Source organism: Acidovorax sp. Root275 (assembly GCF_001428965.1).
GTDB lineage: Bacteria > Pseudomonadota > Gammaproteobacteria > Burkholderiales > Burkholderiaceae_C > Acidovorax > Acidovorax radicis.
Window position 1 is genome coordinate 437,939 of sequence record NZ_LMJH01000009.1, and the last position, 25,429, is coordinate 463,367.

At 66.9% G+C, this 25,429-nt stretch carries 25 protein-coding genes; 14 read left to right on the forward strand and 11 right to left on the reverse strand.

Annotation, left to right across the window (positions count from 1 at the left end; translation table 11 throughout):
* Nucleotides 1-24 precede the first annotated feature (24 nt).
* Both ASE52_RS17050 and ASE52_RS17055 read left to right on the forward strand, forming a co-directional pair.
* Nucleotides 25-1,947, forward strand: coding sequence for a B12-binding domain-containing radical SAM protein (locus ASE52_RS17050; protein ID WP_198928118.1), 1,923 nt, complete (start codon nt 25-27; stop codon nt 1,945-1,947).
* 90 nt (nt 1,948-2,037) lie between these two features.
* On the forward strand, nt 2,038-2,742 hold the full coding sequence (locus ASE52_RS17055; RefSeq protein WP_057227789.1) for an HAD family phosphatase: 705 nt from the start codon (nt 2,038-2,040) through the stop codon (nt 2,740-2,742).
* 58 nt (nt 2,743-2,800) lie between these two features.
* Here ASE52_RS17055 and ASE52_RS17060 read toward each other — a convergent pair whose 3' ends face one another.
* Together ASE52_RS17060 and ASE52_RS17065 are read right to left on the reverse strand one after the other, a co-directional pair.
* Nucleotides 2,801-3,097: a hypothetical protein gene (locus ASE52_RS17060; protein WP_057227791.1), complete on the reverse strand. Its 297-nt coding sequence runs from the start codon at nt 3,095-3,097 to the stop codon at nt 2,801-2,803.
* A gap of 105 nt (nt 3,098-3,202) precedes the next feature.
* A complete protein-coding gene (locus ASE52_RS17065; RefSeq protein ID WP_241777032.1) occupies nt 3,203-4,519 on the reverse strand; it encodes a hypothetical protein in 1,317 nt (438 codons plus the stop codon).
* 270 nt (nt 4,520-4,789) lie between these two features.
* On the opposite strand from ASE52_RS17065, the gene dinG reads away from it, so the two are divergent.
* From dinG to ASE52_RS17100, 7 genes are all read left to right on the forward strand, one after another.
* Nucleotides 4,790-6,964, forward strand: a complete 2,175-nt coding sequence (gene dinG / locus ASE52_RS17070; protein WP_057227795.1) for an ATP-dependent DNA helicase DinG — start codon at nt 4,790-4,792, stop codon at nt 6,962-6,964.
* A gap of 50 nt (nt 6,965-7,014) precedes the next feature.
* Nucleotides 7,015-7,371, forward strand: a complete 357-nt coding sequence (locus tag ASE52_RS17075) for a zinc ribbon domain-containing protein YjdM (protein ID WP_057227797.1) — start codon at nt 7,015-7,017, stop codon at nt 7,369-7,371.
* Nucleotide 7,372: 1 nt separating this feature from the next.
* Complete coding sequence (locus tag ASE52_RS17080) at nt 7,373-7,753, forward strand: nuclear transport factor 2 family protein (RefSeq protein WP_057227798.1); 381 nt, start codon at nt 7,373-7,375, stop codon at nt 7,751-7,753.
* A gap of 119 nt (nt 7,754-7,872) precedes the next feature.
* Nucleotides 7,873-8,376 (forward strand): pyridoxamine 5'-phosphate oxidase family protein, encoded by a 504-nt coding sequence (locus ASE52_RS17085; protein ID WP_057227800.1) that lies wholly within the window; start codon nt 7,873-7,875, stop codon nt 8,374-8,376.
* 277 nt (nt 8,377-8,653) lie between these two features.
* Complete coding sequence (locus ASE52_RS17090; RefSeq protein WP_010464976.1) at nt 8,654-9,079, forward strand: CopG family transcriptional regulator; 426 nt, start codon at nt 8,654-8,656, stop codon at nt 9,077-9,079.
* A 59-nt stretch (nt 9,080-9,138) separates the two neighbouring features.
* A complete protein-coding gene (locus ASE52_RS17095; protein WP_057228519.1) occupies nt 9,139-10,410 on the forward strand; it encodes a PHB depolymerase family esterase in 1,272 nt (423 codons plus the stop codon).
* Between the two features lie 134 nt (nt 10,411-10,544).
* A complete protein-coding gene (locus tag ASE52_RS17100) occupies nt 10,545-11,312 on the forward strand; it encodes a hypothetical protein (protein ID WP_241777033.1) in 768 nt (255 codons plus the stop codon).
* A gap of 155 nt (nt 11,313-11,467) precedes the next feature.
* Here the strand turns inward: ASE52_RS17100 and ASE52_RS17105 are convergent, their stop codons facing one another.
* From ASE52_RS17105 to ASE52_RS17120, 4 genes are all read right to left on the reverse strand, one after another.
* Nucleotides 11,468-11,752 carry a hypothetical protein gene (locus ASE52_RS17105; protein WP_057227804.1) on the reverse strand — a complete coding sequence of 95 codons (285 nt, stop codon included), beginning with the start codon at nt 11,750-11,752 and terminating at the stop codon, nt 11,468-11,470.
* 186 nt (nt 11,753-11,938) lie between these two features.
* Nucleotides 11,939-12,970 carry a M28 family peptidase gene (locus ASE52_RS17110; protein WP_057228520.1) on the reverse strand — a complete coding sequence of 344 codons (1,032 nt, stop codon included), beginning with the start codon at nt 12,968-12,970 and terminating at the stop codon, nt 11,939-11,941.
* Nucleotides 12,971-13,026: 56 nt separating this feature from the next.
* Nucleotides 13,027-14,454, reverse strand: a complete 1,428-nt coding sequence (locus ASE52_RS17115; protein ID WP_057227806.1) for a serine hydrolase domain-containing protein — start codon at nt 14,452-14,454, stop codon at nt 13,027-13,029.
* A gap of 124 nt (nt 14,455-14,578) precedes the next feature.
* Nucleotides 14,579-15,199 (reverse strand): LysE family transporter, encoded by a 621-nt coding sequence (locus ASE52_RS17120; RefSeq protein WP_057227808.1) that lies wholly within the window; start codon nt 15,197-15,199, stop codon nt 14,579-14,581.
* 177 nt (nt 15,200-15,376) lie between these two features.
* Between ASE52_RS17120 and ASE52_RS17125 the strand changes: the two genes are divergently transcribed.
* From ASE52_RS17125 to ASE52_RS17140, 4 genes are all read left to right on the forward strand, one after another.
* Nucleotides 15,377-15,988 (forward strand): 3'-5' exonuclease, encoded by a 612-nt coding sequence (locus ASE52_RS17125; RefSeq protein WP_057227811.1) that lies wholly within the window; start codon nt 15,377-15,379, stop codon nt 15,986-15,988.
* Between the two features lie 199 nt (nt 15,989-16,187).
* Nucleotides 16,188-16,769, forward strand: a complete 582-nt coding sequence (locus ASE52_RS17130) for an NnrU family protein (protein ID WP_029414192.1) — start codon at nt 16,188-16,190, stop codon at nt 16,767-16,769.
* A gap of 108 nt (nt 16,770-16,877) precedes the next feature.
* Entirely contained in the window at nt 16,878-17,135 is a 258-nt protein-coding gene (locus ASE52_RS17135) for a DUF3297 family protein (protein WP_010464995.1), read from the forward strand.
* A 3-nt stretch (nt 17,136-17,138) separates the two neighbouring features.
* Nucleotides 17,139-17,633 (forward strand): ribonuclease HI family protein, encoded by a 495-nt coding sequence (locus ASE52_RS17140; RefSeq protein WP_082606914.1) that lies wholly within the window; start codon nt 17,139-17,141, stop codon nt 17,631-17,633.
* Between the two features lie 33 nt (nt 17,634-17,666).
* Here ASE52_RS17140 and ASE52_RS17145 read toward each other — a convergent pair whose 3' ends face one another.
* From ASE52_RS17145 to ASE52_RS17165, 5 genes are all read right to left on the reverse strand, one after another.
* The gene (locus ASE52_RS17145; protein WP_057227815.1) at nt 17,667-18,194 is read right to left on the reverse strand and encodes a GFA family protein; all 528 of its coding nucleotides are present in this window, start codon (nt 18,192-18,194) and stop codon (nt 17,667-17,669) included.
* A gap of 32 nt (nt 18,195-18,226) precedes the next feature.
* The gene (locus tag ASE52_RS17150; RefSeq protein ID WP_057227817.1) at nt 18,227-19,543 is read right to left on the reverse strand and encodes an RNA polymerase sigma factor; all 1,317 of its coding nucleotides are present in this window, start codon (nt 19,541-19,543) and stop codon (nt 18,227-18,229) included.
* 19 nt (nt 19,544-19,562) lie between these two features.
* Nucleotides 19,563-19,970 carry a VOC family protein gene (locus tag ASE52_RS17155; protein ID WP_010464999.1) on the reverse strand — a complete coding sequence of 136 codons (408 nt, stop codon included), beginning with the start codon at nt 19,968-19,970 and terminating at the stop codon, nt 19,563-19,565.
* 62 nt (nt 19,971-20,032) lie between these two features.
* Entirely contained in the window at nt 20,033-20,569 is a 537-nt protein-coding gene (locus ASE52_RS17160; RefSeq protein WP_057227818.1) for an SRPBCC family protein, read from the reverse strand.
* 43 nt (nt 20,570-20,612) lie between these two features.
* Nucleotides 20,613-21,026: a YciI family protein gene (locus ASE52_RS17165; protein ID WP_010465001.1), complete on the reverse strand. Its 414-nt coding sequence runs from the start codon at nt 21,024-21,026 to the stop codon at nt 20,613-20,615.
* A 262-nt stretch (nt 21,027-21,288) separates the two neighbouring features.
* On the opposite strand from ASE52_RS17165, the gene ASE52_RS17170 reads away from it, so the two are divergent.
* Complete coding sequence (locus ASE52_RS17170; protein ID WP_057227820.1) at nt 21,289-25,248, forward strand: WG repeat-containing protein; 3,960 nt, start codon at nt 21,289-21,291, stop codon at nt 25,246-25,248.
* The last annotated feature ends 181 nt before the right edge of the window (nt 25,249-25,429 follow it).

Below are 25,429 nucleotides of genomic sequence, written 5' to 3' on the forward strand. Positions count from 1 at the left end.
GGGGCTTACCAACCCCCGCGTCCCATGGCCTCTTCTCCGTGCCGCGTGCTCTCTGTCATCCCCCCGATGACGCAGCTGAACACGCCCTATCCGTCCACCGCCTACCTCACGGGCTTTCTGCGCTCGCGCGGCGTCACCGCGTTCCAGGAAGACCTGGCGCTGGCGCTGGTGCTGCAACTGCTCTCGCCCCAGGGCTTGAAGGCCGTGGCTGCCAAGGTGGACGCACTGCCCACCAAAAAACAAAGCCCCGCCGTGCAGAGCTTTGCCGCGCAGAAGGACCGGTACCTCGCCACCATTGGCCCGGCCATCGCCTTCCTGCAGGGCCGGGACAGCACGCTGGCGCACCGCATCGCCGGGCGGCACTACCTGCCCGAGGGGCCGCGCTTTGCCACGCTGGACGTGTATGTGGACGACGAGGGCGGCGACCCGCTGGGCTGGGCGTTCGGTGCCCTGGGCCTGCACGACAAGGCCAAGCACCTGGCCACGCTGTACCTGAACGACCTGGCCGATGTGCTGCGCGATGCGGTGGACGAGCGTTTTGAGTTTGTGCGCTACGCCGAATCGCTGGCGGGCAGCCAGCCCACGTTTGACCCGCTGGCCGATGCGCTGGCCGCGCCGCCTACGCTGGTGGACGACATGCTGCAGCAGCTCACGCACGAGGCCCTGGAGCGCCACACGCCCGATGTGGTGTTGCTCTCGGTGCCTTTCCCGGGCTCGGTGTATGCGGCGTTTCGCATTGCACAGGCCATCAAGGCGCGTCACCCGCAGGTGGTGACGGTGCTGGGCGGCGGTTTTGTGAACACCGAGCTGCGCGAGCTGGCCGACCCGCGCGTGTTCGACCACTTCGACTACGTGACGCTGGACGCCGGCGAGCGCCCGCTGCTGGCGCTGCTGGAACATGTGCGCGGCGAGCGCGGCCGCCAGCGCTTAGTGCGTACCTTTGTGCGCAACGACGGAGAAGGTGGCAATGGCGCCGTGCAGTACATCAACATGATGGAGGCCGACATCGCCTTTGCCGAGGTGGGCACACCCACCTGGGACGGCCTGCCGCTGGACCGCTACCTGTCGCTGCTGGACATGCTCAACCCCATGCACCGCCTGTGGAGCGACGGGCGCTGGAATAAGCTCACCGTGGCGCACGGCTGCTACTGGAAGAAGTGCAGCTTCTGCGACGTGAGCCTGGACTACATCAGCCGCTATGAGGGCGCGAGCGCCGAGGTGCTGGCCGACCGCATCGAGGCCATCGTGCGCGAGACGGGGCAGACGGGCTTTCACTTTGTCGACGAAGCCGCGCCGCCCAAGGCACTGAAAGCGCTGGCCACCGAGCTGATTGCACGCAACGCGGGCATCAGCTGGTGGGGCAATGTGCGGTTCGAGAAAACCTTCACCCCCGACTTGGCCGAGCTGATGGCCGACAGTGGCTGCATTGCGATTTCGGGTGGGCTCGAAGTGGCCTCCGACCGGCTGCTCACTCTCATGAAAAAAGGCGTGTCGGTGGACCAGGTGGCGCGCGTGACGCGGGCGTTCACCGACGCGGGCATCCTGGTGCATGCGTACCTGATGTACGGCTTTCCGACACAGACGGTGCAGGACACGGTGGACGCGCTCGAATACGTGCGCCAGCTGTTTGCCAACGGCTGCATCCAGAGCGGCTTCTTCCACCGTTTTGCCTGCACCGTGCACTCACCGGTCGGCAAGAACCCCGAGGAATACGGCGTGACCCTGGCGCCGCTGCCCCCGGGTGACTTTGCCAAGAACGACGTGGCCTTCATCGACCCCACGGGCGTGGACCACGACGCGCTGGGCGGCGCGCTCAAGAAGGCCATCTACAACTACATGCATGGCATCGGGCTCGAAGAAGACGTGCGCAGCTGGTTCCCCTTCAAGGTGCCCAAGACCACGGTGCAGCGCAACCGCATCGAGCGGGCGCTGCGCGAGCGGGGTTGACGAACGGCTGGTGGGTCGATGGTTTGGATAAAAAGTGCCACCAGCGCTTATCCAACAAGCGTTAATTGCTATCAATAGCAGAGCATTGACATGCCCCAGCTCCCCCGCCGTCCCGGATTCACCGCCGCCATCTTCGACATGGACGGACTGCTGGTCGATTCCGAGCGTGTGACCCTGCGTGCCTGGATCGGCGCCGCGCGGGCGCGGGGCATTGCGCTGGCCGAGGCCGACTACCTGCAGGTGGTGGGGCGCGCGTCCACCGATTCCGACGCCATGCTCACTGCCCTACTGGGTGGTCCGCACGTGTTCGAGCAGGTGCTGGCCGATGTGGCGGTGCGGCTGTCCGATGGCGGGCCAGAGCCGCTGTTTCCCCTCAAACCTGGCGCCGCATCGCTGCTGCAGGCGCTGCGGCACGCAGGTGTGCCGTGCGCAGTGGCGTCATCGTCGCGCCGCGACGAAATCGAGCACCGGTTGGGCCGGGTGGGCGTGCTGCACCACTTTCAGGCGTGGGCCGGCGGCAACGAGGTGCCGCGTGGAAAACCCGACCCCGCCCTGTACCGGCTGGCGGCCGGGCGCCTGGGCGTGGACCCCGCGCAGTGCCTGGCCTTTGAAGACAGCGAAAACGGCGCACGCGCCGCACAGGCTGCGGGCGTGGCGGTGGTGATCGTGCCGGACCTCAAGCAACCCGCCGCCGATGTGGCCGGGCGCAGCCATGGCGTGCTCGAATCGCTGGTGTCGGCGCACGACCATTTGCCACGCTGGTTCGTGGCGGCGGGTACGCCAAAAAACAGATGAAATTGGCTCCTGACGCTTATCCATAAAGCGTTAATAGCTATTAAATTCAGAGCATTTGCTATTTCTGCTTCTGGTAGGCCTTGTCGGCCGGAGGCCCCCGGTCTGTGTCGAGCAAGCCCCGCTTCACGTCGCGGTAGGCCTGCTCCAACTGGACGTCGGGCTTGCCGTGGGTCATGTCCACCGATTCGTCGCGTTCATGGGGCAGGAGAGGTTCGGGCTCGCTCAGGTCTTCAGGTCCGCTGCCTGGCTGCGGCTGGGGCTGGGTGGTATTCACGCGCCGCTCGGTGCGGGCGGGAACGGGAGCGGAGGGGGTGATCTCCTCTTCCGTGCGGGGGGCGGTGGGGGTCGTTTTCATGCTGGGCCTTGGTATGCAACGTAGAGTCCCTCCACCCTAACGCCGCTGGCCGCCCCGCGCTGTAGGCCCAGTCCCCGCGCCGCTGCGGGCGTGCGGAGCCTGCTGTCACCAGAACAACCACCGCTCCAGCGCATTGAGCACGATGACCACGATCACGCCGATCAAGAAGAGGATCGCCTTGCGGCGCGCCTGCGCGCTCACCACCAGCTTGTAGGCCGTGTACGCGGCGAGCGTGCCCACAAAAGGCGCCGCGATGGCGGCACCTGACAAGACGATGGCCACGAGCTTGCCCCAGCCGTCGGTCCCGCCCATTGTCCAGATCGAACGCAGGTAGATCGCGCTCGGAATGGCCAGGCCCAACCACAGCACCCCGGACGCCACCGCAACGCTGACGTGGTGCGCGAGCAGGCCATAAAGCAACACGACGCCCGCAGCGCCACCACAGAACGCGAGCAGCCGGAGCCAGCGCGGCAAAGGCGCGTCAGCGCGGCGGGAAGCCTTGGCTGCATCAGCCGCCTTCTTGCCCGCTGTGGCGGCGGCCGCTGCCGCCTGGGCACGCTGTTGTTGCAGTTGTTGCATCTCGGTGGATTCACGGGCGCCGCGCAGGAAGTCGTCCACCGCCGGGTTGTCCACCTGAACCAGGATACGGACCGTGCGCGACAGGGCCTGGTCGTGCTGGGGCAGTTCGGTCTGCAAGGTGGCCCCTTGACGGAACCATTCCCCCATCTGCGCCAGCCACCCCACGCCGGAGGGCGGCAGCCCGAAGCCGCCCTCCGCCGTGCGGCACAGGTAATGCTGGGTGCTCTGCGGCGGGACGAACTGCCGCGCGCTGTACCGGGGCAAATAGCATTGCATCAGCGGTGCAGCCGCCGGCTGGCCGGGGCGGCCCAGGCGCAGCGCAAACTCGGGCAAGGGCACGGGCTCGCTCAGTCCATTGCGCACGCCCAGCCAAAGGTAAAGGCCCCGGACTCGCCCATCCTTGGCCCGATGCACCCAGAGGCCGGGGCCTTCTTGCGCAATGTCTGCGCCCAGGGCGTCGAGTTCGGACGGTAGCGGGGCACCGGGGCCGTCCATGTCCCATTGCGGCCGCAGGTGGGCTTTCAGGATGGAGGGCCACACCCTGCGCGCGCGGCGCTGCAGGTCGTCAGCATCGACCCCCCGCCCATGGGTGATGGCAGCTTCGATGGTGCGGCCGGCCTGCGCCGGCTGCCCTTCCAGGGCGAGCAACCATTCGTCGAGCAAAGCCAGCCGCAAATAGAGCGCATCAGCCTCTTGTCCCAGGGCCTCCGCCGCGCGCCCCCAGGCATACCGGGCAGGCTGCTGCGGTACCAGCTCCTGCGCCAGCAATCGCTGGCGCGCAGGGCTGTCAGCCTGGGCAGCCGAAGGCGGGGCTTTTTGTGCCCACGCGCCAGATGTGCCCATGCACAGCAGCACCACGAACCCCAGCGCCCGCAGCAAGATGCCTGGCGCACTTTCCGCCCAGCCTGGGACAAGGCTTGCCCGTACCCCAGGCGTGCCGCGCAGCGGCGAACCGCAGTTCTGCACACATCCCCCCGCATATCCCCCCCGCATCATTGCTCTCCTGTAGCTATACGGGGATTTTCTTTCATGGCTACCGTGGGGGTCCAGTCTGTCTATCCGCCACAAGGCATCGCCAGGCCCCATCCCTTCATTGGCATGCGACACTACTGTATGTCTCAACAGGTGTGGGCCGCGCAGGCCCTTGAATCTTTCGATGCGGTGGTATCGGCCACCGAGGGTTTTCGCAGCCGCGCCGGTCAGCGGCTGATGGCCGAGCAGGTGGCGCGCACGTTCAGCAGCGCCACGCTGGGCAAGGTGGATGAAGAAAGTGGCGAGGCGGCGCCCACGCGCTCCATCGCCGTCATCCAGGCGGGCACGGGCGTGGGCAAGTCGCTGGCGTATTGCGCGCCTGCCATTGCGCTGGCGCTGTCGCGCGGCACGCGGGTGCTGATCTCTACCGCCACCGTGGCATTGCAGGAGCAGCTGGTCAACAAGGACCTGCCCGCGCTGGCGGCGCTGCTGCCGCAGCCCTTCAAATTTGCGCTGGCCAAGGGGCGCGGGCGCTATGTGTGCAAGCTCAAGCTCGACCGGCTGGCGGGCACGGGAGAGGCGGAAGAAGAGGGCGACGACGACCTGTTTGCCGAGGAGGAAGCCGCCGCCCGCGCCAAGCGCCCCCGGCACGAGACCGAGGCGCGCATCCAGTTTTATTCAACGATGGCGCAGACCCTGTCGAAGGGCGGCTGGGATGGTGACCGCGACAGCCTGGACACGCCCCCCGAGCCCGAGGTATGGAGCCCCGTGGCGGCCGAGGGCGCCTCGTGCACCGGCAAGCACTGCCCGGCCTTCAGCCAGTGCACCTACTACGACAAGCGCAAGGAGCTTGTGGGTGCGCAGGTGATTGTGGCCAACCACGATCTGCTGCTGTCGTCGCTGGGCGCGCGCGTGTTGCCGGAGCTGGACAACTGCCTGCTGGTGCTGGACGAAGCCCACCACCTGCCCGCCACGGCGCTCGACCAGTTTGCCTGCAGCATGGATCTCTCGCGCATCACGTGGATCGAGCGGCTGTCGAGCCGGGGCCTGCGCATTGGGGCACTGCTGGAGGTCGAAGAGATTGCCGACATCCCCAAACATTCGGCACAGCTGCGGCAGACGCTGCAGGACCTGGCGCGCATCGTGATGGATGTGTATGGCGCCCAGCTCAAAAGCCAGCCCAGCGCCTGGGGCCCGGCGCGTGTGCGTGTGCCACGCGGTGAATTGCCCGAGCAATTGGTTGCGCCGCTGGGCCTGCTGGCCGCGAGTGCCGATGGTTTCCTGGAAGCGCTGCGCGCCATCAGCAAGGCCCTGCGCGCCGAGATGCGCGACAAGCCTGAGGAGGCCAAGCGCCTGTCCACGCTGTATGCGCAGATCGGCATGCTGGCGCCGCGCCTGGAAGAGCTGCACGCCACCGCGCAACTGCTGCTGCAGGATGCGCCCCAAGGCGCCGACCGCAGCTTCGTGCCCGCCGCCAAGTGGTTCACGCTGGAGGTGGATGGCGACTTCATCGTGGTCAAGGCGCACGCCAGCCCCATATTGCCGGGCACCACGCTGCGCAACCACCTGTGGAGCGCGGTGCGCGGCGCAGTGCTGACATCGGCCACACTGACCAGCTGCGGCAATTTCGATTTCTTTTTGCGCGAGGCCGGCCTGCATGGCGACGAGTCCGCCACCACGCTGGAGGTGGCCAGCCCCTTCAACTACGCCGCGCAGGGCACGCTGATTGCCGCCGAGACACGCGCCGACCCCAAGAACGCCGCGCAGTTCACGGCCGAGATGGTCGATGCGCTGCTGCACGACATCGCGCGCGTGGAATACGGCGCGCTGGTGCTGTTTACCTCACGCGAACAGATGCGCCAGGCCGTGGACGCGCTGCCCACCGCCATGCGCAGCGTGGTGCTGGTGCAGAACGCGCTGCCGCGCACGCAGCTGCTCAAGCGCCACCGCGAGCGCGTGGAGAACGGCGAGCCCTCGGTCATCTTTGGCATGCAGTCGTTTGGCGAGGGGCTGGACCTGCCCGGGCGCCTGTGCGAGTCGGTCTTCATCACCAAGCTGCCCTTTGCCCCGCCCGACGACCCGGTGGGCGAGGCCCGCGCCGAATGGCTGCGCGCCGTGGGGCGCGACCCGTTCAGCGAACTGGTGGTGCCCGCCACTGCCATCCGCCTGGCGCAATGGGTGGGCCGTGCGATCCGCACCGAAGAGGACCAGGCGCACGTGTATTGCTACGACAAGCGGCTGACGCGCACCAGCTACGGCCAGCGGCTGCTCAAGGGCCTGCCGCCGTTTGCGCTGGAGCAACGCGCGCCGCTGTAGCCGCTGTAAAGTCGCCAGCCTTTTCGCCCATCACAACCAGAAAGAAACCCATGCCAAACACCGTGCCTGCCTGCCCCCAATGTGGCCAGGAGAACACCTACCCCGACGGCAGCAACTACATGTGCCCCGACTGCGCGTTTGAATGGCCGCAAGCGGCGGACGCTTTGGAGGCCGACGCCGATGCAGGCGACGGCATCGTGCGTGATGCGAATGGCAACCCCCTGGCCGACGGCGACGCCGTGATCCTGGTGAAGGACCTCAAGGTCAAGGGTTCGTCGTCCACGCTCAAGAAAGGCACCAAGATCAAAAGCATCCGTCTGGTCGACGGCGCCGACGGCCACAACGTGGAATGCAAGACCGACCTGGGGAGCATGTTGCTGAAGTCGGAGTTTTTGAAGAAGGCGTGACATGCCCTCCCAGCAAACCATTGACCGATTCATTGCGCTGGTGCAGTCCGGCGCGGGGCTGGGGCCGATCGAGCAGTTCTACACGGACGATGCGTCGATGCCGGAGAACCAGCACCCGCCACGCATTGGCAAGGCCGCGTTGCTGGCCCACGAAGCCAGGGCCCTGGCGGGCGTGGCCCGGGTTCAAGCCACCGCCGTCCGGCCGGTGCTGGTGGAAGGCACGACCGTGGTCATCCGCTGGGTCTTTGACATCACCCGCCGGGATGGCCTCCACACGCGCTTGGAAGAACTGGCCTACCAGCGCTGGCAGGGCGAACTGATTGCACAGGAGCAGTTCTTCTACGACCCGGCGCAATTGGCAGCTGTGGCCCCGGCCATGTGAGACAAATGCCCACGCCCCCGCGAGCGTGGGGCTGACAGGAGGAGCGCGGAGGGCTGCCTAAAGTGAGTGGACTGACCTGAACTGTTTCATCCACCCGCCATTCGCCGCCCGGAGACCCCATGCAACACCATACCCCCGCCCACGAAACCTTGTGGAAACTCATCAAGGACATCCGGTTTGGCATGCTCACGCACCGCACCTCCACAGGCATGCTGCACGCGCACCCGCTCACCACGCAAAACCGGCAGTTCGACGAAAACAACGAGTTGTATTTCTTCATCACAAAGTCTGGCGAACTGTATGAACGCCTGCTGACCGATGGCGAGGTCAATGTGTCGTACGCCAACCCGGACGACGACAGCTATTTGTCGCTGTCGGGCCAGGCCCGCGTGGTGGACGACCACGCGCAAAAGGAAGCCCTGTGGTCCCCCATGGCCAAGGCATGGTTCCCGGGCGGGGTGTCTGACCCCAACCTGGCATTGCTGGCGGTGCGCATTCGCCACGCTGAGTACTGGGATGTGGACCAAAGCAAGATGGTGCAGCTCTTCAAGATGGCCAAGGCTGCCATCACCGGCGAGCCACCGCGCAGCCTGGGCGAGCACAAGGAAGTGACCTTGTATTGAGCGGTGGGTGGTGCGCCCGGAGCGGCGGCATCCCCAAGGTGGGGCAGCCGCCCCTCCACCGCTGCCAACAACAACGTTGCCCGCAGAATTTGAAGAAAAATAGGCTCCAGCGCTTTGGTGTAAAGCGCTGAAAGCTACATATTTCATAGCAAATCCCGCCAAAACCGTGGAGCCCCAGGGCTCCTTTTCTTTTGGCCACGGCACTTGAAACCTTGCACTGCGGCATCCAATTGCCATCCATACACCATCCACATGGATGTTAAATAGAGTTTCACTGATGAACAACATCGTTCCCATCGCCCCCCCGCGCAGCAAGGTGCCTGAGTCCGAGAAAGTCACCATCAACCTGGGTTTCGTGGACCTGGGGCACATCGATCTGCTGGTGTCGGAGGGTTTCTACGCCAACCGGACCGATTTCATCCGCACCGCCATCCGCAACCAGCTGACCGCCCAGAACGATGCCGTGCGCCAGGTGGTGGCCCGCAAGATGCTTGTGCTCGGGCTACAACGCTTTGGCCGGGCGGAGCTGGAGGCCGTGCAGGCGGCAGGCCAGGCGCTGGAGATCCGCGTGCTGGGCCTGGCCAGCATCGACGACGACGTGCCGCCCGCACTGGCGCAGGCCACGATTGCCTCGGTGACGGTATTGGGCGCGTTCCATGCCAGTGCAGCGGTCAAAGCCGCCCTGGCAGGGCGCATGCATTGAACACCACCGACCCGGACCGCAGCGCGCCGCTGGCGCGCCCACCCACACAAGGAGTCCCCATGGACTGGAACCTCAACCTCAAGCGCCTGATGGGCGAAGCCACCCAGCTGGTGCGCAGCGGCCACCTGGCCGATGCAACCCGCGCCATCCAGCAAACCCTGGGCGGGGCTGTGGCACGCCACGGCAACGCCCCGGCACCTGCCAGCGCAGGCGCCACACCCTTGCAAGCGCCTTCACCCGCAGCCGGAGATGTCTCACCCTGGCGCAGAACCACCGCCACAGAGGATGTGGAAGACGCCGTGGTCATCGACCGCAGCGCCCCACCACCCCAGGCCGATGCCCAGGCACCCACCACATCCCGCCCCGCGGCCAACCACCACCCGCAGGCGGAGCCGCCCGGAAGCTTCACCCGCGTTGCGTTTGCTCACCCCGGCCTGCGGCACCACCCGCACCACTACCACCTGTACGTCCCCTCGGGCGCCACGGCCGACACCCCCATGCCCCTGGTGCTGATGCTGCACGGCTGCACGCAGAACCCCGTGGACTTTGCCACCGGCACGGGCATGAATGACGCGGCCGCCCCCACCAACGCACTGGTGCTGTACCCCGAGCAGCCCCACAGCGCCAACCCCAACGGCTGCTGGAACTGGTTTCGCCCCGGCGACCAGCACCGGGACGGCGGCGAGCCCGCCTTGCTGGTGGCCATGGTGCGCGACGTGATGGCGCGCCACCCCGTCGATGCGCAACGCGTCTACGTGGCAGGCCTGTCGGCCGGCGGCGCCATGGCCGCACTGCTGGGCCGCGAATACCCCGACGTGTTTGCGGCCGTGGGCGTGCACTCCGGCCTGCAGGCAGGTGCGGCGCACAACGTGATGGGCGCGCTGTCGGCGATGAAAAATGGTGCCAAACCAGGGGCTTTCGACCATTCCGCTGCGGGTATTGCCAGCGCCCCTGCGCTTGTACCGCCACCCCTCATCGTGTTCCATGGCGATGCAGACCCTACCGTGCATGCACACAACGGGGAACAGCTGATCGAGGCTACGCTCTCGGCCCTCGCCACGGCCCCGGGCGGCGGGCAAACCACGGTGGAGACGGTGCACAAGGGCCGGTCCACCAGCGGGCAGGGCTACACACGCAAGGTGTATGCGCTGGCGGGCGGCCCCTCCGCAGCCAACGCACTGCCCAGCCCGGTCGTGGCAGAACACTGGGTACTGCATGGCGCAGGGCACGCCTGGGCCGGTGGGCACGCGGGCGGCAGCCACACCGACCCCCGCGGTGTGGGCGCCACGCAGGAGATGCTGCGGTTTTTTCTGGAGCATCCCAGGGGCTGACACCACCGCGTCGGGACGACCCGAGCCCGGCACATCCACGCCCCACCATAATTCGCCCGGGAGCTGCGCCGCCCCACACAGACCAACACCCAGGCGCAGCAAAAACAGCAGCTGCAATGCGGGAGGGAATTCACTTGGAGAACGTTTACATCACCGTCGCGGGCCTGGTGGCCATCGGGTTGATCTTCTACGCCGTGCGGCGTGCCAAGCGCCAGGACAATACGCAGACCAACCTGCGGATCACCGCAATCACCATTTCGCCGCCGCCGGGCAGCGTGCTGCAGGCCAACGCCCCCATCACCGTGACCATGGACTACCACTACAGCGCCCCCCGGGAGCCGCTGTACGCCTGGGTAAAGATCCTGGACACCACCTACGACTCCATCTACGAGGGCTCGCGCGACTGCCTGAGCCCCGGCACCGGGCGCGTCAGCCGCTCCGTGCACCTCACGCAGGCAGGAAACGTGCGCGAGCTGTTCATCGTGGTCAAGAACCAGGACTTCGTGGAGGTGTTCAACCAGGCCATTGCCGTGGACTTCACTTACGAAGAGGCCGTGTTGGACGAGGCGCAGAAGAATGACGGCACAGGGTCTGAGATCACCGGCATCCGGCTGTCCATTCCATCCCCCGCCACGGTCAAGGCAGGCACCCGCATCGATGTCGACGTCGAGTACGACATCAACGCAGTGGAAGGCCTGGACATCTGGGTCATCCCTGAAACGCAGGCCAACATGACCTACGAAGGCACCACGGGTCGGCAGGTCGAAACGGGGGTCGTGCACAAGCACTTCACCATCATCGACCCCTGCACCGTCAACAGCCTCAGGCTGTTGATGAAAAATGCCTCCAGCCAGACGGTGTACGAGCGCCGCATGCCGGTGGACTACACCTTCACGGCGTAGGCTCTCCGAGAAGGCCGCGTGGCCTGAACACCCCCCCGGAATGAACGGGGACGCCGCTACGCCACCAACCCTTTCGCAGGGACCAGACCCTCCGTCCACCAAGTCCTGCCGCTTCATCGCTGGCAGGAAGACCGGCGGTCTCGCGAAAGACTTTTTCAGTAGGTGACGGTGATGCCGGCATCGCTGGCGCCGACCCTGACATGCTCGGATTCAAGATCCGTCTTGGGAACGGCCTTGGTCCCACCTGCGGAGACGGTGAACGGATTGCCATAGCCGGCCGACCCTTTGATCGCGCTGCTGTAGTTTCCGGAGCCCGCCGGCTTCTGATAGTCGACATGCACGCTGGCCTTGGCACCCGGAGCGGCAATGCTCATGCCGGTGGAATTGCCGAGGTCGATTTCGCGGGTGGCGTCTTGGGCGATGGTGACGGTGGTAGCCATGTGGATCTCCTCAAAGATGAAGCTCGACGATGTGCCGGGCCGGGAGAGTCAATGTAGGCAGGAGAAGGCTGGCTGACGATTACAGGCCATTACAGGGCGCCGGAAAAAGACTCTTCGCACAAGAGGGTTTCGCCACGATATGCGATGGCCTCGGCCCACCCCGCGACTCGCTCAGTCTTTAGCGCGTCAGGGCTGCTGCGCGAGATCGCGCACAACACCTTCCAGCCCCTGAACCACGCGGGCCAGCCGGTCGAAATCCACCTTGTCCGGGGTGTCCTGGCGGGTGTGATAGTGCGGATAGCGATAGGGGGCGGTGTCGGTCACCATCAACGCGGGATAGCCTTCGTCGAGGTAGGCAGCGTGGTCTGAATAATCCACCCCCGGGATGCGCCTGGGCGCCGCAATGCCCTCGGACGGAAACACAACGTGGGACCGAAAGGACCGGACCACTTTGCGGACCAGCCCCAGGTCGCCAGGGGTGGCCACAAAGGCAATGAAGTCGCCCTGCGTGGGGTAGAACTGGTTCAGGGGCCAAGGGTACTTTTGGGACCCGGCAACGTCCGAAAAATAGCCCATGGTCTCCAACGAAAGCATCGCCGTCACGGGCACGCCCCGGGTCTTCAGCGCCTTGGCATGCACATGGCTGCCCATCAGCGAGGTTTTGAAATAGGGCGGCTCCTCGTTGGTGTAGAGCACCAACATCACATCCGACTGCGCCGTGGCACCCAGGGGCTTGAGGCTTTTGGCCAGCGCCAGCACCGCTGCGGCGCCCGTGGCATTGTCGTTGGCGCCTGGCGTCTCGTGCGCCGAGTCGTAGTGGGCGCCCACCACAATCACGCGCTGGCCAGGCGTGCTTTGGCTAGGGACGGTCACCTCCAGATTGCGCACCTTCACGCCCAACGCCTGGAACTCCTGGCGCCGGACCTGGTAGCCGTAAGACGCCAGTTCCGACTCCAGATAGTTTGCAGCGGCTTCGAGGGCTGCCGGATGCCGGACGTTGTGCTCCTGCGCTGCAATGGTGTTGACATGCCGGCGCAACTCCTGCGCCAGCGTCTGCTGGTCCGCGCTGGCAGCCGGAAGCGCGCCACGGTATGAGCTGCCAGGCATGGTGGTGTGCACCAGGATGGCGGCCAGGAGCAGGCCGAACACGGCGGCGAGGGCCCCGGTGATGCGCAGGAGGCTCCGACCCAAACGCACGGCGAGCTGTGGAGTTTTCATGGCTGCTGTATTCGCCGGCACTGCGCGCCCATTGCGCATGCGCGGGGGCGCATCGCTCATTGTGGCGAGGCACTGCGCCCCGGGCGCGTCTTGCTCTTGCGATAGCGCTGGGTGGCCTCTGCCAGCATCGCGTCCTTGGGCAGGAGCTTGGAGCCACCCACCCACAGTTCGGTCGGCACGCCGTGGGCATCGCGCACGCGGCGCACCGCCTGGCCCGGGCTGGCGTAGGCCGAGGCCTTCTGGATGATCGCGGCGTCGCGCCCCGTGACGGCCAGTTCGGTCATTCCTGCGTGGAACGGCACGAACATCGCTGGCACCACCTGGCAGACCACATTGCCCATGGGCACCAGATCGCTGGCGCCCCACAGGCTCCACCAGCGCCCCGCCCAGGCGGCCTCTTTCTTGGCAGGCGCGCCGTGCTGCTGGAACGCAAACAGGATGCTGGCAATGCCTTCCACCCACTCCGACGACAGGCCATCCAGCGCGTTGGTCAGCACGGTCACCGTCAAATCCAGGGAGGGATACCGCGCAGTGCGCGAAAGAAAGCCCTGCAGGCTGCCGGTGTGGCCCACCGACTCCCGGGGGCCCGGCGCGCTGAGCATGGTGCCCAGCCCGTAGTGGGACTCGAACACGCTGCAGGGGTCGCGCCAGCGGCGCTGCGCCATCTCGCGGCGGCTGGCGGGCGAAAGGATGCTGTGCTTGCTGTCTGGCGCCAGCTGCGAAAAGAAGCGGGCCACATCCGACGCGGTGGACACAAACCCGGCCGCCGGGGCCATGGCGTCGCACACGTTGTCGCCAGGCACGATCAGGCGCTGGCCGAACGGAAACTCACTGCTGTGGCCCACAGCCATCGGGGCACCCCGCGCAAGGCGCGGCATGTCGGGCACCGTTTCCTGCAGGCCTGCAGCATCAATCACATGGCGCACCATCCAGCTCGCGTACTCCGTGCCCGTGACCTGCTCCATCATCAGCCCGAGCAGGCCATAGCCGTGGTTGGAATATTTGAGCTGCACCCCCGCCTCCAGCGGTGGCTTGTCGCGCAGGTCCGCCAGCAGTTCTGCACGGGAGAGAAAGGCCCGCCGGTCCAGGAACTGGCCCGCATCGGGGCCGTCGCGCGTGACGCCTGCGGCGTGCGACAGCAGCTCGCCAATGCGCGCCCGGGCCAGGTCCTTGTGCAGGCCATCGACATAGCGGCCAATGGGGTCGTCCAGGCCGATCTTTCCTTGCTCGCGCAGCAGCATGACCCCAGTGGCCGTGAAGCTCTTGGAGTGCGACGCGATGCGCAGGCGGTGCCGGGGCGTGAGGGGTTTGCCAGTTCGCATATCGGCCACGCCCAGCGCCAGCTCTGCCAGGGTCTCGCCGCCGCGTGCGATGGCCACGGAACACCCGGGCTGGCGGAAGCGCTCCAGCTGCAGGCCCAGCCATTGCGGCACATAGTCCAGTGCCGCCTTGAGCCAGGCTGAATCGGTGCCGTTCTTCTTCATGCGTTGCTCCGCTCGATCCGTCGAGAAAAAGGGATGGGCAGTGTAGGGCACGCGTTCCCGCCGAGATGCCCAACGCCGCGCGATCACAGACCGCAGGGAATCATGCGGGCCATCCCCAGGTGTTTCACCACAGATCCCAGGACATCCAGAGGGCCATCCCCCACATCGCCAGGGCAATGCTGGCATCCAACGCTCGGCATGCGCTGGAGGCCTCCATGAATCGCTGCGCTTTGCGTGCGCCCAAAACCCATACCGAAAACCACACCAGCGAGGCACTCACCGCGCCCGTGGCATAGCTCCAGTGGGTCTCTGCCGGCAGCGCTGCGCCCACTGCTCCGATGATCAGTACCGTGTCCAGCCAAGCCGCTGGATTGAGCAACGACACGAACAGAAGCTGGTGCAATCCGTGCGATCCGGAGGCCGCTGCGGCGACGTCATTCAATGACGCGGCAGGACAGGCACGCATGGCGTTGCGCACTGCCAACCCGCCGTGCAGGACCAAAAGCGCAATGCCAAGCACCTGCGCGGCCAACCGCAATGCAGGTTCCGCCTGGAGCGCAGCAGACAGCCCGAGAAGCCCCAGGGCAATCAGCACCGCATCGCTGCCGCAGCCCACAGCAATCAGCTGGGCCGGAGAGCGTCCACGCAGTGCTTCGCGAAGGATCAGGACATCCTTCGGGCCTGGGCAAATGAACACGCCCAAGCCAAGTACAAAGCCCTGCAACCAGGTAGAGAGGTCAATCATGTCGGCGCCTTACCGACAACCTCTCAAGCTGAACCGGACGATTTGAAGAGCGAAGATCATAAGGCCCTCGCGGCAAGGGCCCCGAGCCTGTCCGGTATCTTGGAGCCCTGGTGCCGACGAGAGGCGGCCCGACCCACACCGCGGACAATATGTCCCCCAAAGCCACGCGCCCCACCCATGCCCCCCATCGCCGTCATCGACTTTGAAACCACCGGCATCTCGCCTGGCCAGGGCGCACGCGCGACCGAGGTGGCGATCGTGCTGCTGGAAGAAGGGCAGGTGGTGGACCGGTTTCAAAGCCTCCTGAAAACCGGGGTATGGATCCCGTCCTTCATCACCCAGCTCACCGGCATCACGAACGCCATGGTGAACGCGGCGCCCGATGCGGCAGGGGTGATGCAGGACGCAGCGCGTTTTGTGGGCGGTGCGCCCATGGTGGCGCACAACGCGTCGTTTGACAGCAAGTTCTGGCAGGCCGAACTGGCCCTGGCGGGGCTGCCCGCGCCGCAGCCATTTGCGTGCACCGTGCTGCTGTCACGGCGCCTGTACCCGCAGGCGCCCAGCCACAAACTCGGCACGCTGGTGGACTACCACGGCCTGCCACGCACGGGGCAGGCCCACCGGGCGCTGGCCGATGCAGAGATGGCGGCGGCGCTGCTGGCACGCATGCAGCACGACCTGCGCACGCGCTGGCGGGTGGCGGAGCCCAGCTACGCGCTGCTGCAAACGCTGCAGCGATGCGCCAAGCCCAAGGTGGGGGCGCTGCTGGCGCAGCATGCGGTGGTGTGAGAAGGCCTGCCGTTGTCACGCAGGGCCAATCACTATCAAAATAATAGCTATCGGCGCTTGATGGACAAGCGCCACCGGCATTTTTTGCTACTATTTTTCCGAAAAATCCCTGCATACTGATGCACAGGCACTGCGACCACCTTGCCGGGCAGATGCCAACGCAATCCGAAATATTCGATCCTCGATGAAAGGCTTTGCCATGTGGTTTCTGGTGCTTGGGCTGGTGTTGTTTCTGGGCGTGCACTCGGTGCGCATCGTGGCCGACGGCTGGCGCACGCAAACGCTGGCGCGCCTGGGCGAGGGGCCGTGGAAAGGGCTGTATTCGCTGGCATCAGCCGTGGGCCTGGCGCTCATCGTCTGGGGCTATGGCCTGGCGCGGCAGCAGCCCGTGGTGCTGTGGGTGCCACCCCTGGGCATGCGGCACGCCGCAGCGTTGCTGACGCTGATGGCCTTCGTCCTGCTGGCCGCCACCTATGTGCCGCGCAATGCCTTCAAGGCCCGGCTGCACCACCCCATGGTGCTGGGCGTGAAGGTGTGGGCGCTGGCGCATCTGCTGTCCAACGGCAACCTGGCCGATGTGCTGTTGTTTGGCAGTTTTCTGCTGTGGGCCGTGCTGAGCTTTCGCGCCGCACGTCAGCGCGACCGGGCGCAGAACACCATCTACGCACCCGGCACTGCGGCGGGCACGGGCGTGGCTGTGGTGGTGGGGGCCTTGGCCTGGGCTGGCTTTGCGTTCTGGGCACATGCCTGGCTGATCGGCGTGGCCCCGATGGGGAGGTAGGCACCTGTTCAAGGGCATTGCGAGCCGCTGCGGCCCCAAATCCCGGAGAATCCGCGCTTTCCGTTTTTTGTTTCCTTTCCTCTTGCCTTTTCACACAGAGCCTTCTGCATGACCGACGCCACCACCTCCACCACGCCACCACCCCTGCCCGACCATCTGTCGGTGGACCCCCGTAGCCCGCACCATGTGGCCGAGGTGTTCAAGCACGACATCGGCATCCGCTTCAACGGCAAGGACCGCAGCGATGTCGAGGAATACTGCGTCAGCGAAGGCTGGGTCAAGGTGCCTGCGGGCAAGACGGTGGACCGCAAGGGCCAGCCGCTGATGATCAAGCTCAAGGGCAAAGTAGAAGCGTTCTACAAATAAGCCGTGGCCGCTGAACCCGCCCACTGGGTGGTCCATTGCGACGGCAGTGCCGTGCCCAACCCGGGGCGTATGGGACTGGGGGCGTTGCTGGTGGGGCCTGATGGGACCCCGCAGCACCGCATTTCCGAAGCCACCTCGTTCTCCGGCTGCAACAACGAGGCCGAACTGCGCGCGCTGCTGCGGGCGCTGCAGTGGTTGGAGCAACAGGTGGTTGCGGCTTCGACCACAGTGCAGGTAATCAGCGACAGCAGCGTGCTGGTAGAACAACTGGGCGCCCCAGGACAGCGGCGCGCCCAGGCCGTGGCACCCATCGAGCGGCTGGCGCCGCTGTTTGACGAGGCACGCAGAACACTGGGGCAGTTTGCGCAGGTGGACCTGCAATGGGTGCCGCGCCACCACAATGGAGCGGCCGATGCGCTGGCGCGTGCTGCGCTGGGGCTGGCGCCCAAAGTGGCCACCCCATCCGGGCAACTGGTCAAAAAGCGCAAGCGACGCTAGGCCAACCTTCACCGGGAACCCGGTACGGCCCGCTCAGGCGGGGTCAAGCCCCATCGCCGTGCGGTACGCCGCAATGCGCGGCAGCAAGGTCTGCCGGCGCGCCAGGCTGGCCGCTGGCCACAGGGCTTCACGGTCGTAGTACTCCGCCACGGCCGGCGTGCCGGGCGGCAGCACCACCCACGGCTGTTTGGAGGCCGTGAAGATGTGCACATCGGGGGGCAGATGGTCGGGCGCATCGAGCGTGCCCACGCGCACAAAGGCCACCAGTGGCCCCGCACCCGCGTAGTGGCTCCACACCGCCACCTGGCAATGGGGGCAGCGCGCGACCTTCTGGCCAAAACCGCTTTCTGAAGGGGTGTCGATGAGCTCCACCGCACCCACCATCGGCGTCACCCGGTCGGCTTCGATCATGGCGTTCAGCGCAAAGGAGGCCCCGCTTTCACGCTGGCACCAGCGGCAGTGGCAGCAGTGCACAAACAGCGGCGCGGTCTCCATGCGGTAGCGCACATGGCGGCAGGCGCAGCCTCCTTCCAGCGGGAACGCAAGGGTGGGGTGTGGCATGGTCGAAACGGCGTGTCAGTGAGGACGGGGTTTCATTCTGGCGAAACTGCAGCCGCTCGGGCCAGCAGCAGGGCCTTTTCCTGGGCATTGCGCGTCAGGCCGGCGGCCCTTCCGAACTCCCCCCGGGCCTCGGCCTGGCGCCCGAGCTTGGCCAGCAGATCGCCACGCACGCTGGGCAGCCAGTGGTAATGGCGCAGGCTGGGTTCTGCGGCCAGTTCATCCACCAAGGCCAGCGCAGCTTCTGGCCCCAGGGCCATGCCCACCGCCACGGCACGGTTGAGCGCCACCACCGGGGACGGCGCCACCTGCAGCAGCGCGTCATACAGTGCCACGATGTGGTGCCAGTCGGTGTCTTGCGCGCGGCGCGCGCGCGCATGGCAGGCGGCAATGGCGCCCTGCAGGGCATACGGCCCCCAGGCGTGGCCAGCGCGCGCCAGCTGTTCCGCCTTGTCCAGCGCCGCCAAGCCCCGGCGCACCAGCAGCGGGTCCCAGCGCGCGCGGTCCTGGTCCATCAGCAGCACAGGCTGGCCTTGTGCGTTGGTGCGCGCAGGCAGGCGCGACGCCTGGATTTCCAGCAGCGCCACCAGCCCCTGCACTTCGGGCTCGTCGGGCACCAGGCTGGCCAGCACACGCACCAGGCGCTGCGCCTCGCCGCACAGCGCGGGCCGCATCCAGTCGTCGCCCGCCGTGGCTGCATAGCCTTCGTTGAAGATGAGGTAGATGACTTCGAGCACCGAGGCCAGGCGCGGCGTGCGCTCGGCCGCGCCGGGCACCTCAAACGGGACTTGGGCGGCCGACAGGCTGCGCTTGGCGCGCACGATGCGCTGCGCGATGGTGGGCTCGGGCACGAGGAATGCCCGCGCGATCTCGACCGTGGTGAGGCCGCCCAGCAGCCGCAGCGTGAGCGCCACGCGCGCCTCGGTGGGCAGCACGGGGTGGCAGGCGGTGAAGATCAGCCGCAGCAGGTCGTCGCCAATGTCGTCCTGCTGTGCGTGCATGAGGGTGTCCACCACGTCGGGCGCGTACTGCGCTTCGAGCGCGTCCAGGTCGTGGCCCAGCGCCTCGTTCTCGCGCGTGTGCAGGGCGTGCTGGCGCAGGTGGTCGATGGCACGGCGCTTGGCCGTGGTCATGAGCCATGCCGCCGGGTTGGCAGGCAGGCCGGTAGTGGGCCAGTGCTCCAGCGCGGCCACCAGTGCGTCCTGCGCCAGCTCTTCGGCCCGACCCACGTCCCGCGTCATGTGCGCCACGCTGGCGATGATGCGCGCCGCCTCGATGCGCCACACCGAATCGATGGTGCGGTGCAGGGCATCGGCGCTGGCATCGGCATCGGGACTGCAGGGGTTTTGCATTGGTGGCCTCGATGAACGCTCAGCCCAGCGCCTTGCTGGCATCCACCATGTGCACGAACTCCCAGCTGTGGCCATCGAGGTCGTCAAAACTGCGCGAGTACATGAAGCCCAGGTCCTGCACCGGGCGCGGCGAGGTGCCGCCCGCCGCCACGGCCTTGGCAACGAGGGCGTCGACTTCTTCGCGGCTGTCGCATGAGAAGCACACCAGCACCTCGGACGTGGTGCGTGCGTCGGCGATCGTCTTGCTGGTGAAGGTCTGGTAGAAGTCCTTGACCAGCAGCATCACGTACAGGTTCTCGCCCACGACCAGGCAGGCGCCTTGTTCGTTGGTGAAATCGGGGTTGAACTCATAGCCCAGCGCGCGGAAGAACGCCTGCGCGCGGGCCATGTTTTCGATGGGCAGGTTCACGAAGATTTGCTTGTGCATGAGAGGCTCCTGAAGGGGTGAGAAGGTAAAGGGAAACAAGAGGTTTGGCAAAGGTGCGCCGTTCAGGCCGCCGGTTTTTGCGCCACGGCCTGCAGGTTGGTCAGGCCGTCCTCGAAGTCCTGCCCCACCATGCGGTCCATGTTGAAGAACAGGTGGGCGATCTTGGCGAGGTAGGGCACAGGGCCCTGCATGGCCCAGGTGACGCGTGTGCCGCCCGCCCCTTCGGGCTTCAGCGTGAACTCGACCTGGTTGTGGGCTTCGAACGGGGCCACAAAGTCGAGCTTCATCGCAACCCGCGCAGGAGCCGTGGCGTCGACGATCTCCATGCTGCCGGTGCCTACCTTGTCGCCCTGCCACGCATAACGTGCGCCGGGGCCTGTGGTGGTGGAGCTGTACTGGCCCTTGGCGGCAGGGTCCTTGCGTTCATACGGGTTCCAGGTGTTGAACTGGCGCAGGTCGTGGATAAGCCCGTACACACGTTCTGGCGACGCGGGGATCACGCGGCTGCGCTCCACGCGGAAGGTGTCAGGGCGGGTGGCGGCGTAGGCCAGCAGCAGCGCAATGGCGGCGAGCAGCACGAGGGCGATGGTCTTGATCATGGTGTGGTCCTTGAAGAGGTTCTGAATAAAACGGGGTGCGACATCAGCCGCGCAGGGCTTCCAGGTCGCGGAACTGCTCCACGCCGTCGATGCCCGCAAAGTCCTCCATCTCGAACAGCTGGCGCACTTCGATCTCGGTATCCAGCCCTTCGCCGCGTGGGTTGGGAAAACGGCGCGTCCATTCCAGTGCCTCATCGCGGCTGCGCACCTGGATCAGCGTGTAGCCCGCAATGAGTTCCTTGGTTTCGGTGAACGGCCCGTCGGTCACGGTGCGACTGCTGCCGCTGTAGCGCACGCGCCAGCCCTGTGCGCTGGGCTTGAGGCCGCTGCCGTCCAGCAACACGCCGGCATGGGCCAGTGCTTCGTGGTAGCGGGCCATCTCGGTCATGAGGGCCGCAGTGGGCATGCAGCCTTGTTCAGATTCCGTGGTGGCTTTGACGATGATCATGAATCGCATGGTGGTTCTCCTCGGGTTACCAGTGGCGGGCCATGGCGAAATCCGTGGCCTTCACCAACACGACGAACGAACCTGCGGCAGATCGACATCTTGGGGACCGAATGAGGGTTTTTACCTAGAAAAAAGATGTCTGGCAGGCTGGAGAGGGTCGTCAAGGCCTTCGGTGAAGACCGCTGTGGCGTATCCGCCAAGCCGTGCAAATGGTTACCGGCCATCGCGATATGCCTCGGTAGGATGCCCCGCGAGGGACCCCGACCACACAATGACCAGCCACAACGACACCGAACCGACACCCCCCTGGCTGGCCAGCATCCCGCTCACGCCCTGCCACCAGACCCTGGCGCTGGTCATCGTCCATCCGGGCCGGGCCGTGGTGCCCCCCGAAGGACTGGCCGAGGTGCTGCGCTTCTGGGCTGACGGGCGTGGTGGCTGGATCGGCGCCGCCCGGGCTGCCAGCGGGCTGTGGGGCTACGTCGATGGCGAAGGCCGGTGGCGTGTGCCGCCCACGCTGCAGAACGCGCGCAGTTTTTCCGAGGATGGGCTGGCGCGTTTTTGCGACGGCGGACGCTGGGGCTTCGTGGACTTGGCGGGAACGGTGGTCATCCCCCCCGCGTTCGACAACGCCCAGCCGTTTCGCAACGGTTTGTGTGCGGTGCAGATTGGCCAGGATGCCTGGCGCATCATTGACCGCGCGGGGCACACCACCGGTGACGAGGTGTTCCACGAGCTGAGCCCGTTTGGCGCCAACGGCCTGGCGCGCGCCACGCTGTGGAAGAAGGCGGGCAACCAGCGCACCCAGGGCTTCGTGGACCGCACGGGGCGCTGGGTGATCGAGCCACGCTTTCGCGATGCGCGACCCTTTGGCGAATCCAGCGCCACAGCCGCCTCGCTGGACGGCGACACTTACGGCCTCATCGACGCACAGGGCCGCTGGGTGCTGGAGCCCCGCTACCCGCGCATCGACGCCTTCAACGCCGAGGGCCTGGCCTTCTTCGACGAACCCAACGCCTGGGACAACGGCCATGGCTACCTCAACGCGCGCGGCAAGGCGGTTGTGAAGGGCGGGCGCCACCTCTCGCGGCGCATGGCCTGCGGCGTGGCCGCCAACAGCTATGACGGCACGGGCTTTCTCATGGCAGACGGCAAGCCCCTTGCGACGCCGCCCCTGAGCTACGGAACGGACTTCTCCGCGGAAAGCGGCTACGCCGTGGTGCGCACCGCCGCCGCCGTGCGCAAGGGTGCGGCCGATGCCACGGCAGCCGCCCCGGCGCACTGGGGCCTGCTGCACCCGGACGGGCGCTTCGTGCCCGCCCCCGACCACTTGCTGGAGCCGCTGACCGATGGCGAGGGCTGGCTGGTGGGACACCCGCCGGACACGCCGCTGGTGCCCTTTCTGACCCGCGACGGGCAGCTGGCTTTTATCGACGGCGAGGGCACCGTCGCCTGGCGTGCGCACTACGACGGACAGCAGGTGGCCTTGCTAGACGCCGAGGGCACGCCCCTGTGGCGCAGCGGCGTGCGCGAGAACTGCTGGCCCCCGGGCCCGTTCTTCAACGCGCCGCTCACCGAGCACCTGGAAAACCTGGAATCACTCGACGGCATCGTGCCGCTGGCCATGGACCTGCTGGCCGATGCCGAAGCCCGGCTGCACCGCTTGGCCGCAGGCGACGAACTCGCGCCCGACGAACCCGCCGACGGCGAGGAGGATGACGACGACGAGGAGAAAGACCCCGACCAGATGCAGGCCGACCGCACCGTGGTCGTGCGGCGGGTCATGCGCGCTTACCTGAGCGAGTCGCACAACGGGCCCTACGAGTTTTTGTGCACCGACCTCAACCGCGCGGCGGACGAAGCCCGCTTGGCCATGGTGCAGCAGCTGACCGTGCGCTTTGGCGCTGCCGACCCCAACCCGGAGCACGCCGCACCTTGGCACCGACGGGGCGACTACACCCAGGCCTGGCCTGTGGCGCTGGCCAAGCCCCTGCCAGGCGACGGCGGAGCCCTGCACGAGGCGCGCGAGCAGTGGCTGACGCTGTACAAGCATTCGGATTCGGGCGACGGCGATGTGTGGTGGGAGCTGTGGCTCATGGCCGCGCCCAGCATCGACGCACTGCAACTGGCGCAGCGCACCCGCACGGCGGCCCCCGCCACGGCACCGCCCAGCGACGACGACGAGCCTGAAGGTCCCGACAGCGATGGCCCGGCATTGCACAGCCAACCGCCCGATGACGCATCGGCCACGCACCCACCCCAGACCCTTGACGGGTGGCTGCAGGCTGTGCGCAGCGACCGCTACGCCATCGCCCATGTACCTGCGCAGTGGCTGGACGCTGCCATGGTGGACACCGCCCTGGCCGCGAACGTGGCAGCGCTGGAATATGTGCCTCCGGCCTGGCAGACCCCCGCGCGGCTCGAAGCACTGGTGCGCCGGGGCCTGCGAGAGGCTGCCGACATCCCGCCCGAATGCATGACCGCCGGAGCCCTGGCCCTGGCACGCAGCCTGTATGCCGGCCAACCCGAATGGGACTGGCGCGACGAGCGCAACAGCCGCATTCCCACCACCTGGGACCACAACAGCCTGTGCGACGTATGGGGCTGCCTGCTCACGCCAGAGCTGGCGCTCAAGGCCGTGCGGGCGCAGGCGCCGCTCAAGGACCTTGCGCACTGGCTGCGCACCGATGCGGTGGAGCAGGCGGCACTGCAAGCAGACATCTACAACATCAGCTACATCGACCCGCACAAGATCACACCCGCGCTGGCCGAGCGCGCGGTGCGGCACGACTATGGTTGCCTGATCGAGCACATCCCGGCCGAGATGCTCACCCCCGCGCTGTGCCTGGCCTCGGCGCGCGCCAACGGCCTATCGCTGGACAAGATTCCACTGGCGCTGCGCAGCGTGGATGTGTGCGTGGCCGCACTGCACGACCGCTGGGACATGTTTCCCTCCGTGCCCGCTGCGCTGCGCGAGGAAGTCACCACCCGACTCGTCGAGGACGACCTGGCCCAGGCCCACCGGGACGGCGAGCCCCGCGAGGGCAGCCACTGGCATGTGCAACGCGCCTGGGTGCGGCTGTGGGCGGGTGACCTTGAAGGCGCCATCGCCGACGCGCGCCTCAGCCTCGACCGCGTGCGCCACGAAGAGCATCCGCGCTACATCCTGGCCAGCGTTTACCGAGCGCTGGGCCGTACCGAGGAGGCCGCACTCGAAGCCTCCACGGTGTTGTCGCTGCAGTCCCCGTACACCGCGCAATGGGACGATGCCGAGGACACCCGCTGGCTGCAAAGCCTGGCACAAACCCAGGCCCATGCAGCCGACGACGCCACGCTGATTGCACAGCTGCAGTCGCACCCGCGCACGCTGGCCGATGTGCCGCGTGAACGCATCACCCACGCCATGGTGGACGCCGCGCTGGCCGCCGATGAAGACACCGTGCGCTTTGTGCCCAAGCGGCTCATGACACCCGCACGCTACGCCACCGCACTGCGGCAGGGTGTGAAAAGCTTTGCGCAAATACCGGCCGGGATGCTCAGCGAGGACGCCTGCATCGCCCACGTGCAGGACGGTGGCTGGCACCTGGAGCAGGTGCCCGAGACCTTGCGCACCGTCGCTGTCTGTGCGCACGCGCTGCGCCGCAGCCCCAGCGCACTGGAACACGTGCCCGAATCCCTGCGTGCACAGGCGCGCGAAGCGATGGCCCAGCTCCCCCCGGATGCGCAGGAAGAAGACCGGCCACGCGCGGGTGGCGACCTGGGCGACTGGTTGTCGCGGCGCGTGGTGGGCTCGGCCCTGCAAGGCCAGGACACCACGGCACGCAGGCTCCAGCACAAGGGATTTCTGGCAGCGTTTGTGATGCAGGCCGCACTGACCGCCAAGTCAGACACGCCCCCCACCCTCCGGGGGATGGCGGGGTGGTTCGAGCAACGGCCGGTGCTGGCACTGGTGGCCCACCTGCTGCTGGGCCTCGCAGCCTTGGTGGGCCATGCGTTCGTCTCGGTCGCGGCCTGGCGGGCCGAGGGCCCGTGGATCGGGCTGGGCACCTTTGCACTGATGGGCTTTTCGGAGCTGTACTGGGCGTGGCGTTTTGTGGCTTCCAGCCCCTGGAGCCCTTGGCTCGCCATCACCGCGGCCCTGGTGGTGGTGTACGTGTTCGGCTGGCGCCGCCTGTACCGCCGCGTGGGGCAGGCATTTGCGGCCCGTGAGGGCTCTGCACCCGCAGAGTAGGCGCAGGCCACTGAAAGGGGCACGGCACCGGGCAGGCAGCGCCCATCTTTTACATCTTCCCTAGGGTCATCACTGATCCCTAGAGGGCCTGTGGAAGCCCGGCGATTGATACACTTTGTAAACATTTCGCCCCACCGATTCACGAACCTCCAGAACGCCAGGGCCCGCATGCGCGGGCCCC